The organism is Sphingomonas rhizophila, assembly GCF_014396585.1.
GTDB lineage: Bacteria > Pseudomonadota > Alphaproteobacteria > Sphingomonadales > Sphingomonadaceae > Sphingomicrobium > Sphingomicrobium rhizophilum.
Window position 1 is genome coordinate 2452522 of sequence record NZ_CP060717.1, and the last position, 11832, is coordinate 2464353.

The 11832-nt window shown below is 65.1% G+C and carries 15 protein-coding genes; 4 read left to right on the forward strand and 11 right to left on the reverse strand.

The genetic code is table 11. The features are described 5' to 3' along the window. A complete protein-coding gene (gene gpmA, locus H9L12_RS12520) occupies nt 1-687 on the reverse strand; it encodes a 2,3-diphosphoglycerate-dependent phosphoglycerate mutase (RefSeq protein WP_187541999.1) in 687 nt (228 codons plus the stop codon). Beyond that, nucleotides 687-1838: a M14 family metallopeptidase gene (locus H9L12_RS12525; RefSeq protein WP_187542000.1), complete on the reverse strand. Its 1152-nt coding sequence runs from the start codon at nt 1836-1838 to the stop codon at nt 687-689. Before H9L12_RS12525 ends, gpmA begins: the two co-directional genes overlap by 1 nt. A 186-nt stretch (nt 1839-2024) precedes the next feature. Between H9L12_RS12525 and H9L12_RS12530 the strand changes: the two genes are divergently transcribed. The 3 genes from H9L12_RS12530 (at nt 2025) to H9L12_RS12540 (ending at nt 4298) form a co-directional block, all read left to right on the forward strand. Further along, complete coding sequence (locus tag H9L12_RS12530) at nt 2025-3683, forward strand: M20/M25/M40 family metallo-hydrolase (RefSeq protein WP_187542001.1); 1659 nt, start codon at nt 2025-2027, stop codon at nt 3681-3683. An 80-nt stretch (nt 3684-3763) separates the two neighbouring features. Beyond that, nucleotides 3764-3889: a type B 50S ribosomal protein L36 gene (gene ykgO, locus H9L12_RS12535; protein WP_006833921.1), complete on the forward strand. Its 126-nt coding sequence runs from the start codon at nt 3764-3766 to the stop codon at nt 3887-3889. Between the two features lie 130 nt (nt 3890-4019). Continuing rightward, nucleotides 4020-4298 (forward strand): hypothetical protein, encoded by a 279-nt coding sequence (locus H9L12_RS12540; RefSeq protein WP_187542002.1) that lies wholly within the window; start codon nt 4020-4022, stop codon nt 4296-4298. On the opposite strand, the gene H9L12_RS12545 is transcribed toward H9L12_RS12540, so the two are convergent. From H9L12_RS12545 to purT, 6 genes are all read right to left on the reverse strand, one after another. Then, nucleotides 4299-4688 (reverse strand): hypothetical protein, encoded by a 390-nt coding sequence (locus H9L12_RS12545; protein WP_187542003.1) that lies wholly within the window; start codon nt 4686-4688, stop codon nt 4299-4301. Between the two features lie 47 nt (nt 4689-4735). Next, nucleotides 4736-5197 (reverse strand): arginine repressor, encoded by a 462-nt coding sequence (gene argR, locus H9L12_RS12550; RefSeq protein WP_187542004.1) that lies wholly within the window; start codon nt 5195-5197, stop codon nt 4736-4738. Next, nucleotides 5194-6063 carry an acetylglutamate kinase gene (argB, locus tag H9L12_RS12555; RefSeq protein WP_187542005.1) on the reverse strand — a complete coding sequence of 290 codons (870 nt, stop codon included), beginning with the start codon at nt 6061-6063 and terminating at the stop codon, nt 5194-5196. The genes argR and argB overlap by 4 nt, the downstream gene beginning before the upstream one ends. Next, nucleotides 6060-7223 (reverse strand): bifunctional glutamate N-acetyltransferase/amino-acid acetyltransferase ArgJ, encoded by a 1164-nt coding sequence (argJ, locus tag H9L12_RS12560; RefSeq protein ID WP_187542006.1) that lies wholly within the window; start codon nt 7221-7223, stop codon nt 6060-6062. The genes argB and argJ overlap by 4 nt, the downstream gene beginning before the upstream one ends. Then, nucleotides 7220-8227: an N-acetyl-gamma-glutamyl-phosphate reductase gene (gene argC / locus H9L12_RS12565; protein WP_187542007.1), complete on the reverse strand. Its 1008-nt coding sequence runs from the start codon at nt 8225-8227 to the stop codon at nt 7220-7222. The genes argJ and argC overlap by 4 nt, the downstream gene beginning before the upstream one ends. Nucleotides 8228-8449: 222 nt before the next feature. Beyond that, complete coding sequence (gene purT, locus H9L12_RS12570; RefSeq protein WP_187542008.1) at nt 8450-9631, reverse strand: formate-dependent phosphoribosylglycinamide formyltransferase; 1182 nt, start codon at nt 9629-9631, stop codon at nt 8450-8452. Nucleotides 9632-9727: 96 nt separating this feature from the next. On the opposite strand from purT, the gene H9L12_RS12575 reads away from it, so the two are divergent. After that, the gene (locus tag H9L12_RS12575; protein ID WP_187542009.1) at nt 9728-10627 is read left to right on the forward strand and encodes a peptidylprolyl isomerase; all 900 of its coding nucleotides are present in this window, start codon (nt 9728-9730) and stop codon (nt 10625-10627) included. On the opposite strand, the gene H9L12_RS12580 is transcribed toward H9L12_RS12575, so the two are convergent. The 3 genes from H9L12_RS12580 to H9L12_RS12590 all read right to left on the reverse strand — a co-directional run bounded on the left by H9L12_RS12580 (nt 10624) and on the right by H9L12_RS12590 (nt 11707). Then, a complete protein-coding gene (locus H9L12_RS12580; RefSeq protein WP_187542010.1) occupies nt 10624-10884 on the reverse strand; it encodes a hypothetical protein in 261 nt (86 codons plus the stop codon). The genes H9L12_RS12575 and H9L12_RS12580 overlap by 4 nt on opposite strands. A gap of 182 nt (nt 10885-11066) precedes the next feature. Then, nucleotides 11067-11378, reverse strand: coding sequence for a PilZ domain-containing protein (locus tag H9L12_RS12585; RefSeq protein WP_187542011.1), 312 nt, complete (start codon nt 11376-11378; stop codon nt 11067-11069). Nucleotides 11379-11401: 23 nt separating this feature from the next. After that, on the reverse strand, nt 11402-11707 hold the full coding sequence (locus H9L12_RS12590; protein WP_187542012.1) for a PilZ domain-containing protein: 306 nt from the start codon (nt 11705-11707) through the stop codon (nt 11402-11404). Nucleotides 11708-11832 lie beyond the last annotated feature (125 nt).

Genomic DNA, 11832 nt, shown 5'->3' on the forward strand with positions numbered 1-11832 from the left:
CTAGCGTTCGCTGACGTAGAAGCGGTCGAGCTTCTGCAGCTTGTCGTCCAACTCGTACACGATCGGCTGGCCGGTCGGAATTTCCAACCCGACGATCTCGTCATCGGCGATGTTGGACAGGTGCTTTTCCAGGGCCCGCAGCGAATTGCCGTGCGCGGCGACGATCACCCGCTCCCCGCGCTTCAAGGCCGGCGCAATCTCGGCCTCGAAATAGGGCAGGACGCGGGCGATGGTCGTCTTGAGGCTTTCGGTGTTCGGAATGTGGATCCCGGCATAGCGCCGGTCGCCGGCCAGCTGATAGGGGCTGTCATCGTCGAGCGGCGGGGGCGGCACGTCGAAGGATCGGCGCCAGATTTTGACCTGCTCGGCGCCAACCTTGTCGATCATTTCCTGCTTGTTGAGCCCGGTGAGGCCCCCATAGTGACGCTCGTTGAGCCGCCAGTCCTTTGTGACCGGCAACCACAGCCGCTGCATCTCCTCCAGCACCAGGTTGAGCGTCCGGATGGCGCGGGTTTGGACCGAGGTGAAGCAGCGGTCGAAATCATAACCCTTGTCACGCAGCAGGCGGCCCGCAGCGCGAGCTTCCTCAACGCCCAGCTCCGTCAGGTCGACGTCCCACCAGCCGGTAAAGCGGTTTTCCAGGTTCCACTGCGACTGGCCGTGGCGGAGCAGGACGAGGGTCGGCATCAGGCGGTCGCCTTCCCCGCCTTGCGCCTCTTCAGCTCGGGCAGGATGGCGTGCAGCGAATCGAGGCACGCGCTCGCGAGATACTTCGACCGCTCTGGGCTCCATCCGTAGACATCGTCGGGCAGGTCGAAATTGTCCTTGAACGGCATTTCCAGCGTCATCGAGACGCAGCCGTAGCGTTCCGCCAGCTGGGTGGTCGACATCGACAGGTTGGCCTGCCCCGGGGCGGGGATTTCATAGCCCTGGCGGGTCTGGAAATCGGGGGAGATGCGCTCCAGCGTCCGGCTGAACAGTGCAAACAGGTCGGTCTGCCCCTCGGTCAGCGACGGGATACCTTCGAAGCCGGCGAGGAAGTTCGCCGGGATCGCCTCGTCGCCATGGATGTCCATCGCGAAGTCGACGCCGGTGTCGTCCATGCGATTGCGCACGCACAGCACTTCGGGGCTCTTTTCGGCCGATGGCGCATGCCACTCGCGGTTGAGGTTCACGCCGACGGCGTTGGTGCGCAGGTGGCCGCGCCGCGACCCGTCCGGATTCATGTTCGGAACGATGTGAAAAGTGCAGTCGCGGCGAAGGATCCGGGCAACGGGATCGTCGGGATCGGTCAGCTTTTCCAGCGCACCTTCCATCCACCATTCGGCCATCGTCTCGCCCGGGTGTTGGCGGGCGTAGAGCCAGACCGTAACGTCGCCGTCGCCGAGCGTCAGGCAGTCGATGTCCTGCCCGTCGTGGCTCTTGCCAAGGCTCTCGTAATCGACGCCCGGCAGCGCCGCGACGGTCGAAATGAGGTCGTGGTGACGTTCCATCGAATAAGGCGCGAAATAGGCGATCCAGACGAGGTCGGTTTCTGGCGTCAGCTTGATGGTCAGGACGCCGTCGGCATAGCTGGTGCCGTCGATGCGCACCCAGTCCTCGCGGTCCAGGCTCATGACGGCGCGATAATCCGGCCAGCCGTCCGGGTAGGCGGCGTTGGCGCAATTGGTGATCTTCAGCGTGACTTCGCGGCCACCGCCTCCGGCCAGGCGGAAGTGAAACCACTGGTAAAAGTCGCTCATGTGATCCTTGACGATCTCAAGGTTCACCGTGTCGCCGTCCTGGCCGGTGACGCGAATGTTGCCGGCGTCGAACGCGCTCGAAATCGTGATGCTCATGAGGTCCTTCGAAAATGTCGGATCGGGAGGTTGGCGGCCCTATTAGCCATGTCCGGTCGATCGAGGAACCCCGCGCTTCGACGAAGGGCGGTCGCGGCTCTGGCGGGGCGGGCGTGATTGGGATAGCCACGCCCAACCCAGCTGCGCGCTCCGCTCGTGCCGCGCCATGCCTAGAGGCCTTCTTTCATGATTCATCGCCGCCTTGTCACCCTGCTGCTTCCGATCGCGCTGTGCGCCGCCATTCCGGCCGGCGCCGCGCCTACCAACAAGGCCTCCGACCCGGCGTCGGCGGCGCGGGTGCAGAGCCACGTCGAATTCCTTGCCGACGATCTGCTGGAAGGTCGCGATACGGGCAGCCGCGGGCATGAGCTTGCCGCGCTCTACGTCGCCAGCCAGTTTCGGGCGCTCGGCCTGAAGCCCGCCGGCGAAAACGGCGGCTGGTACCAACAGGTGCCGTTCCGTCGCGCCACGTCGGTCGGAGGTCCGGGCAAGATCACGATCAGCGTCAACGGCAAACCGCGCGTGCTCGCCGAGAATGAGGGACGCGTGTCGCCGAGCCTCACCGAAAAGTCGCGCAAGGTAAGCGCCGGGCTGGTCTTCGTTGGCTATGGCCTCGAAGATCCGGCCATGCGCATTAACGATTATGCCGGGTTGGATGTCCGCGGCAAAATCGTGGTCCTGTTCCGCGGTTCGCCCCGCGGCCTGCCGACCGATATTGCCTCGCACCTCGGGGTGCAGAAGGCGGCGATCGCCCGTCGCCACGGGGCCATCGGCATCATCGAAATCCCGGCAAAGCCGCCGTCGAAGACCGACGCTGCTGCTCCCCTCGGCCGGTGGGCGAACCGCCCGGTCATCAACTGGGTCGACAAGCAGGGTCGCCTCGGCGGCGAATCCGGTCCGCCGATTGCCAGGATCAGCGTATCGAACGCGGTTGCCGCCTCCCTTTTCGACGGCTCGAGGATGAGCCTCCAGAAGGTGCGAGCCGCAGCCGCCAAGTCGGCGCCGCGCGGCTTCGCGCTTCGTCCCGCGTTGTCGTTCGAATCCCAAAGCGATTGGACCGATTTCACCTCGCCCGAAGTGGTGGCGATGCTTCCCGGCGCCGATCCGAAGCTCAAGGACGAATTCATCGTCATGATGGGCCATCTAGATCACCTGGGGATCAAGGCCGACGCCAAGCCGGGTGAGGATCGCGTTTACAACGGCGCGCTCGACAACGCCGCCGGCGTGGCGACGCTGATCGAGGCCGCGCGCCAGTTCGTGGACTCGAAGCAGGCTCCGCGCCGCTCGGTGCTGTTCCTGATCAACACCGGTGAGGAGAAAGGCCTTCTCGGCGCCGATTACTTCGCCTCGCACCCGACCGTTCCGATCGGCAAGATCATCGGGGGTGTCGACCTCGACATGCCGGTCCCGCTCTATGAGTTCACCGATGTCGTCGCTTTCGGCGCCGATCATTCGACGCTGGTCAAATCGGTCGCCGCAGCCGGCAAGCAGATGGGAATCACCGTGTCGCCCGATCCCATGCCGCAGGAATCGATCTTCACCCGTTCCGACCACTACAGCTTCGTCGAAAGGGGTGTTCCGGCCATTCTCCTGTTCACCGGCTACGCAAACGGCGGCAAGCCCAAGTGGGATGAATTCTTCGAGAAGCGCTACCACTCGGTCCGCGACGACCTGAACCAGAATATCCTGTGGGAACAGGCTGCGCGCTATGCCGAGTTCAATTACCGCCTGACCCGGATCCTGACCGATTCGGACAGCCGGCCGATGTGGTACCAGGGCAATTACTTCGGCAATTTGTTCGCGCCGGCAGCCCACAAGGCGCCCGCCAGCCGCACCGCGCCTTGACTTTGGGTGCGCTGCCGCATAGGTGGCGCACCGGTTTTCCAGCCCTACAACCTGATTTGAAACGAAGGCACGTCCCGGCCATGAAGATTCGCAATTCCCTGAAGTCGCTGAAGTCGCGCCATCGCGATTGCCGGGTGATTCGCCGTCGTGGACGGACCTACGTCATCAACAAGACGAACCGCCGTTTCAAGGCGCGCCAAGGCTGATTCCGGCGAGCCCTTCCGGGCTCTCCCTAGCGCAAACCTCGTCTGCCCGCGTTTCGCGGGCAGTTCGTCGTTTGTCAGCACCGGTTCACCTCCACCGTCCTATATAGAAGCGATGTGGAGGACTGATTCGATGACTCGTGTGGTCAAAACCGTCTTGCTGGTGGGTGCCGTGGCTTTTGCGGCGACGGCGGCGACCGCTGCGTTCGCGTCGACCGGCGGCGACGGTGACAAGAAGACGCCTTCCGGCTTCAGCTACGATATCAAGGACGGCAAGCGCGTTCCCAAAGCGGGCAACCGCGTGAACAATGCCGACGGAAGCTGGCGCGAGGAGACCAAGAAGGGCGGCTGCACCGAGGTCAAGGAAATGTCGGCCGCGGGCGAACTGAAGATCACCCGCACCTGCAGCTAATCAGGACGCAGGCGCCGCCGGGGCGGGCGTCGCCTCGTCCAGCTTGCAGGCCGGAAGCCCGACCTTTTCCGTATCCTTGCAGAGCCGCACCTGGACGCTGTTGTCGGCGCCGATGAACAGCGCCCAGTCGCGCTTGTCGCTGCATCGGACGCCCCACATGTCCATATTCTTGTACTTGCCGATGAACCGGCTGGCATCGACCCGCTGGCAGGTTGATCCGGATGCGTAGATCGCGCGCTTAAGGCCGATCGCGCGGTTGAGTTCGTCCAATTCGAACAGGCGCTTCTGTTCGGCGCTTCGGACCGTAATTTCCGGCTTGGCCGGGGCTGGCGCGGGCTTGTCGCAAGCGGCCAGGGTCAGGACGGCGGCGGCGGTCATCAGGCGAAGCATCGGCGGACTCCTTCTCGCTCCTGAAACGCACGGCATCCCCTTGCGGGTCAAGCCCGATCGCGACGCGCGTTGAGGTCGGCGATGATGCGATCGCCGATCGTGCCCTCGGCAACGGCGACGAAGATCGTGTCGTCTCCAGCGATCGTCCCGGCAATGCCCGGCAGGGACGCGGCGTCGAGCGCGTTGGCGACAAGATTGGCCGAGCCGGGAGGCGTCCTGAGCACGACGATCGGTCCGGCCGAAACAATCGAGAGCACCCATTCGCCGAGCAGGCGGTCGAGCTTGGTGGCCGCATGGCCCGCCTCTACCTGTTCGGGAAGCAGGTAGCGGACCTCGCCATCGCGGCGCAGCTTGACCGCGCCAATTTCTTCCAGATCGCGGCTGACGGTCGCCTGCGTGGCAGGAATACCGGCGCTGGTCAGTCGCGCCGCCAGTTCTTCCTGGCTGCCCGCTTCCCCACTGCGCAACCAGTCGGCGATCAGTCGCTGCCGCTGGCCCTTGGCGCTCATCGCGGGGACTGGTCCTCGTTGCAGATCATCGTGCCGATGCCTTCGTCGGTAAACAGTTCGACCAGGATGGCATGTTCGGCGCGGCCGTCGATCATGTGCGCGCTCTTGACCCCGCCCTCCACGGCCTCGGCGCAGGCCAGCAGCTTGGGGATCATCCCGCCGGTCACCGACTCTTCTTCGATGCCTTGGCGTGCTTCGGCAGCGCTTAGTCGCTGGACCAAGGTCGACGGGTCGGCGGGATCCCTCAACAAGCCGGCCGTTCCGGTCAGGTAGATGATCTTCTCCGCGCCCATTGCCACGGCGATCGCCCGCGCCGCATCGTCGGCGTTGATGTTGTACGGTTGCGCGGAAGTGTCAGCCCCGACCGTCGATACGACCGGGATCAGCCCGTCGTCGTGGAAGTCGTGCAGCAATTCGCCGCGCACCTTGGTCACGCGCCCGACGAAGCCGAGGCGCTCGTCGACTGGCTCGACCTCCAGGAGCCGACCGTCCTCGCCGGCGACGCCGATGGCGACCGGCTCCAGTGCATTGATCGCCGCGACCAGGTCGCGGTTGGTCTTGCCGACCAGCACCATGCGGACGATTTCCAGCGACTGCGCGTCGGTGACCCGAAGGCCGTCGATCCGTTTCACCTCGATCCCGGCGCTGGCCATCATCTGGTCGATCTGCGGCCCGCCGCCGTGAACCAGCACCGGCCGGATGCCGACCGAGTGAAGCAGCAATATATCCTTGGCCAGGCTGCGCATCCGCTCCGGATCGGTCATCGGCAGGCCGCCGACCTTCACGACGATGGTCTTGCCGGTGAAGCGGCGGATGTAGGGCAGGGCCTGGATCAGGATGCCGGCGGTTTCATTCGGTGCCATCATGACGTCGCCGCATTTTCCTTGATATATCCGGGGCCCAAGTCGACCGACACGGCGCGGCCGATGCCGCCGCCAAGGCCCAGGTCGACGACGATGTCGATTTCCTTGCCGCGCATATGGTCCATCACCGCCGCCGCATCGTGCGGGATCTCGATGCCCGCGTCGGCGACCTTGATCCCGCCATAGCTGACCGATGCCAGATTGCTGTCGAACTCAACCCCGCACGATCCGGCTTCGGCGAGCAGGCGCCCCCAATAGGCGTCCGCGCCGTACCAGCTGCACTTGATCAGCTGGTTGGTGCCGATCGACCGGGCGACGTGGCGCGCCTCCGCATCGCTCGCCGCGCCAGTCACCCGGATGACGACCAGCTTGGTCATCCCTTCCGCGTCGCGCGCCATCTGCAGCATCAATTCCTCGCACGCCTGCCGCACCGAATCCTCGAATGCGGCGAGGTCCGCTGGCCGGCCCTTGCGGCCGCTGGCGAACAGCATGACGGTGTCGTTGGTCGACGTCGCGCCATCGGTCACCAGGCAATTAAAGGTGGCGTCAGCGGCGCGGAACAGGATCGGCTGCAGTTCCTCGGGAGACAGCGCGGCGTCGGTGGTCAGGAAGGCCAGCATCGTCGCCATGTTGGGCGCCAGCATGCCGCACCCCTTGGCCATGCCGCCAACGACATAACCGTTCCCCGCGACCAAGCTTTCCTTGGGGCGCGTGTCGGTCGTCAGGATTCCCTTCGCGGCGTCGCGTCCACCGTCGCGGCTCAACGTCTCGCCCAGCGTCGGTATGGCCTTCAAGATCTTGCCCATCGGCAGGCGGAAACCGATCAGTCCGGTCGAGCAGACCAGCATTTCGTCGCTGTCACAGCCGACCGCCGCTGCGGCGGCCTCGCACATCGCTTCCGAATCCGCGCGGCCTTCGGCGCCAGTCCCGGCGTTGGCGTTGCCGCTGTTGACGACGACGCCGCTCGCCATCCCGCCGGTGGCGGCCAGACGATCGACACAGGCATCGACCGGCGGCGCGCGGAACTTGTTCCTGGTGAAGACGGCGGCGGTCGGCACCGGCTTGCCGTCGTCGGTCGCCAGCAGGGCCATGTCGCGCCGGTCGGTCTTGATCCCGGCATGAAGGCCGGCGGCGACGAAGCCCTCGGCGGCGGTGACACTCACGGATAGACTCCCACTCTCGACAGGCCCGCGGTTTCGTCGAGCCCGAACATCAGGTTGGCGCACTGGATCATCTGGCCCGCCGCGCCCTTGCCGAGGTTGTCGATCGCCGCCAGCGCGACGACCGTGCCGGTTCGCTTGTCGAAGCGGGCGGACAGGAAGGCGGCGTTGCTGCCGGTCGCCCACTTGGTTTCGGGCAAGGCCTCGCCGACGTGGACGAAGGCTTCGTCGGCATAGGCGTCGCGAAGGATGGCTAGCGGGTCGTGCTTCCCCGTGGCGCGGGCGTAGCAGGTAGCAAGAATGCCGCGGCTGGTGGCCATCAGGTGCGGCGTAAACAGCACCTCGGCCCCGGTGTTCATTTCCATCTCCGCCGTGTGCCGGTGACGGGTCAGGCCGTAGGCGCGGAAGCTTCCCTCGACTCCGCAATAGTGGGTGCCGGCACTGGCGGCGCGGCCGGCGCCGCTGACTCCGGAGGCAGCGTCGACGATGACCCCCGTCGACTCGACGACTCCCGCGTCAATTAGCGGCTTGAGCGCCAGGCTGGCGGCGGTGGGATAGCAGCCCGGAGAAGCGACCCAACGCGCGTTCCGGATGCGGTCCCGATGAAGCTCGGGCAGGCCGTAGATGAACTGGCCGAGCAGGTCGGGCCGTTGGTGCGGTTCGCCATACCAGGCCTCGAAATCCTCGGCACTATTCAGCCGAAAGTCCGCGCCCAAGTCGACGATCCGGGCGCCGCTGCCGGTCAATGCGTCGGCCAGCCGCTGGGTCTCGCCGTGGGGCAGGGCGGCGAAAATGAGGTCGCTGCCTTGCAGCAACGAGATATCGAACGGAGCGAACGACTTGCCGGGATAGGCGAGCGACAAGTGCGGGTGGAGGTTGGCCATAGGCTGGCCGGCGTTACTATTGGCGAAGCACGGCCCCACGTCGAATGACGGATGCGCGGCCAGAAGCCGAAGCAACTCGCCGCCGACATATCCAGAGGCGCCGAGGATGGAGACCGTCGTCATTCGTGCAATATGCACAAAAGCGAATAATTATGCAAGCACGCGATGGCTCTCGCGGTTCATCCGCTCATACTCATTGGCCAGGTCTCGAAGCGCGCGCGCAATGATCGGGTCGTTGCTCGACCCGGCCATTTCGCGGAGCCGTTCGGGCTGGGGCGGCGGTAGGAGGCTGGCATTGCCAGAGATAATGGATCAACCGGCCGTTGGTTGCGGGCGCCGAACTACTCAGTTGGTCGGTTCGTCGTAAACCAGAACAATCTTGCCGGCGGCCTCGACGGCACGACCGACCGCTTCCTCGGCCGTCTCCGCACGCGCCAACGCCACGCCCATCCGTCGATTCTTCAATGTGCTCGGCTTTCCGAACAATCGCGCATCGATCGGCCTTCCCGCCTCCCCGAGCGCGAGTGCTGAATCGAGTCCGCGGATCGCGAAATGCCCGGATTCGCGGTCGGCGAGCACCACGGCTGACGCCGACGGACCGGCCAGTTCGATCGCGGGAATGGGTAGGCCGAGAATGGCGCGAAGATGGAGCTCGAACTCGTTCGGCGACTGGCTGATCAGCGTCACCATGCCGGTGTCATGCGGACGCGGGCTCAGTTCGGAAAAGATCGCGCGATCGCCGGCGATGAAGAACTCGACCCCGAAGATGCCGTGGCCGCCCAGGGCATTGACGACCTTCGCCGCCTGCTCCTGCGCAGAAGCCAGCACGTTCTCGCTCATCGCCGCCGGCTGCCAGCTTTCGCGATAGTCGCCGGCCTCCTGACGGTGCCCGATCGGCGGGCAGAACAGCACGCCGTCCTTGGTCGACAATGTCAGTAAGGTGATCTCGCTGTCGAAGGCGATGAACTCCTCGACGATCACCCGCGGCCGGTCGCCGCGCATGTTGGCGACGGCATGGTCCCAGGCGGTTCCCACCTCCTCAGCCGTCCGCGCCACGCTCTGGCCCTTGCCGCTCGACGACATCACCGGCTTGATGACGCACGGTAGGCCGGTCGTTTCCGCGCCGGCCATCGCTTCATCGCGGCTTTCGGCGAAGACGTAGCGCGAGGTCGTCAGGCCCAGCTCCTTCGCTGCGAAGTCGCGGATGCCGTCGCGGTTCATGGTCAGCTGCGCCGCCCGCGCGCTCGGCGCGACCCGCCATCCTTCACTTTCGAGCGCGAGCAGAGTGGCGGTATCGATCGCCTCGATTTCAGGGACGATTACGTCCGGCCGGTGCTTCTCCACCGCGGCCCGAAGCGCCGCGCCGTCGAGCATCGAAAATACCTCGCGGGTATCGGCGCACTGCATTGCCGGCGCATCATCGTAACGGTCGCAGGCAATGACCCGGCAGCCGAGGCGCTTCGCGGCGATGGTGAATTCCCGGCCCAGTTCGCCGGATCCCAGAAGAAGTAGAGTGGCTAGCGGCATCGCGCCGTCCTAGCCAAGCGCGCGTGCCTGCCCAAGGGGTCTTGTGCTTTCGCAGCCGCTGGCCATGGTGACGGCTGAACCGAGGGGGATGAATCCATGTCGCTGAAGCTTGTCACCGCCGCCGCTCTGCTGCTTGCGACCAGCACCACGGCTTTGGCCGCAGAGGTAAAGGTCAAGGCGCCGGGCGATGTGGTCAAGGCCTCGAGCCCGGCCGATTGGAAGGAAATCCACGCGGATGACCTGATGGTGATGAATCTCGCCACCGGCAAACGGGTGGTGATCCAGCTCGCCCCGCTCTTCGCCCCCGTACACGTGGCCAACGTGAAGATCATGGCGCGAAGCGGCTATTGGGCGAAGGCAACGATTTATCGCGTCGTCGATAATTGGGTGACCCAGTGGGGTCTCGGCGACGGGGAGTTCAAGCTGCCGCCGAAAGCGGTCGCCCGCCCGCCTGAAGAATATGAGCGTCCCTTGACGGGCCTTACGCTGACCCCGTCCGGCTCTCCCGATCCATATTCGCAGATGGGAGCGTTCACCGAAGGCTGGCCGACTGCCCTGCAACTCAACGGCAACGTCAATCCGGTCTATTGCTACGGCGCCGTCGGGGTGGCCCGCGACGCGGCACCCGATACCGGATCGGGTAGCGAACTGTTCACGGTCATCGGCACGCCCGCGCGCCGGCTTGACCGCAACTATGCGCTGGTCGGACGGGTGATAGAGGGGATGGAAAACCTGTCGGCCCTGCCGCGCGGCACCGGCGAGATGGGGGTCTACGCCAAGGACCAGACGCCGACGCCGATCCTCAGCGTCCGGATGGCCGCGGACATGCCGCCGGCGGATCGTCCGCGGTACGAGGTGATGAAATCGGGCAGCGCAGCTTTTGCCGAGTATGTCGACCTTGCCTCCCACCGCCGTGACTATGGCGTCGGGTCGCCGGGTGCCGCCTTGTGCGCCATCCCGGTCCCGATCCGCAAAGTACCGGTGGAGCGCCGCTAGGCGGCCCAGGCCGGGGCCGAATGGTCCTGGTTGCGGTGACGGATCACCGCCGGCGCGTTGTGCGAGCGCATGCTGGCCTCGGCCAGCGGAAGCGCGGTGGCGCAAAACGCGCATTCGGCAGACATGCGGCCAATGATCCAGTGGGTACGGCCGCAGCCCGGGCAGTGATTGACTTCACGCTCGCGATAGACCGCATGGTAGCCTCGGCCGGCCGGATCGTGCGTCTTGCGCAGTTCGCTTAGGGTCGGGACAGTCATCGTCATCGTTCCTTTCGGATTATTTCAACCGACGAGATGGCAAGATGTTTCCGCCACACCCTTTCCGGGGGCAAGCACGCAGCTGATTCAGTCCCGAGGCGGGACGCTGCCTGAGAGGGGAGCCAACGCTAACCCTGATCTTGGTTAGTGAAATATTAGGGGCCGGGTCGGGCGGAACGGGCCTAGTTCAAGCCGGATTCTCGGCCGCCGACGTCGATCGGCTGGCTGAACTCGGCGCCGATCTTGTTGCCAGCGGTCCATTTGACCAACGCGTTGGCGCGCTCGCGGTTAGGCAGCATCAGCCAGATGCGGGTGCCGACGTCGAAATTGCCTTCGGTCTCGGCCATGAAGCCCTCACACGAAATGTTCAGGACGCGGGCCTCGACACCTTCGTTACCGAGCTCACGCACCCGCGCGCCGATCTCCACGTCGGTCCGCGCGGACTGGCGGCGATCGAACGGTTCGGCATCGGCGATTCGGGCTTGGATTCTCACGAAGTTCATCTCCACGGCCGGGACTATTCCAGCCCCCGGGCAAAGTGAATACCAATCTGACCGTCGCGGACCCAGCGTACGAAGCCGGGCTGTTCGCCATGATCGAGCAACTGGAGCGACACTTCCTCACCGATGTGCGGCACCGCGTGGAACGACAGCATCGCACCGGATCGCGACAGGTTGATCAGGCGAACAACATGGTTGCGACCGCGAAGGCTCAGCACGGCGGTCTGTGACCCGGCGTCGATTCGCTCCTCCGACCGCTGGTCGAACATGCGTTTGACCGTGCGGGGTATCATTGCTCCGTCGAGACTGAACTTGGCTGCCAAATCCGATCGTCCTGTGCCGCTTCGTCACGACTGCTTCTAAAACCAATCATTTAAGAAGTGGTTGGCAAGCGAAAGCCGCTTGGCCGGATTCGTTCATGCTGTGTATGAAGGGGCCCGGCCATAAG

Coding starts and splice junctions, on each gene's coding strand:
- purT (WP_187542008.1), bottom strand. CDS start 9,631: ATGCCGCTAGCCACTCTACTTCTTCTGGGATCCGGCGAACTGGGCCGG.
- gpmA (WP_187541999.1), bottom strand. CDS start 687: ATGCCGACCCTCGTCCTGCTCCGCCACGGCCAGTCGCAGTGGAACCTG.
- H9L12_RS12540 (WP_187542002.1), top strand. CDS start 4,020: ATGACTCGTGTGGTCAAAACCGTCTTGCTGGTGGGTGCCGTGGCTTTT.
- H9L12_RS12580 (WP_187542010.1), bottom strand. CDS start 10,884: ATGACTGTCCCGACCCTAAGCGAACTGCGCAAGACGCACGATCCGGCC.
- H9L12_RS12545 (WP_187542003.1), bottom strand. CDS start 4,688: ATGCTTCGCCTGATGACCGCCGCCGCCGTCCTGACCCTGGCCGCTTGC.
- ykgO (WP_006833921.1), top strand. CDS start 3,764: ATGAAGATTCGCAATTCCCTGAAGTCGCTGAAGTCGCGCCATCGCGAT.
- H9L12_RS12525 (WP_187542000.1), bottom strand. CDS start 1,838: ATGAGCATCACGATTTCGAGCGCGTTCGACGCCGGCAACATTCGCGTC.
- H9L12_RS12575 (WP_187542009.1), top strand. CDS start 9,728: ATGTCGCTGAAGCTTGTCACCGCCGCCGCTCTGCTGCTTGCGACCAGC.
- argB (WP_187542005.1), bottom strand. CDS start 6,063: ATGATGGCACCGAATGAAACCGCCGGCATCCTGATCCAGGCCCTGCCC.
- argC (WP_187542007.1), bottom strand. CDS start 8,227: ATGACGACGGTCTCCATCCTCGGCGCCTCTGGATATGTCGGCGGCGAG.
- H9L12_RS12530 (WP_187542001.1), top strand. CDS start 2,025: ATGATTCATCGCCGCCTTGTCACCCTGCTGCTTCCGATCGCGCTGTGC.
- argR (WP_187542004.1), bottom strand. CDS start 5,197: ATGAGCGCCAAGGGCCAGCGGCAGCGACTGATCGCCGACTGGTTGCGC.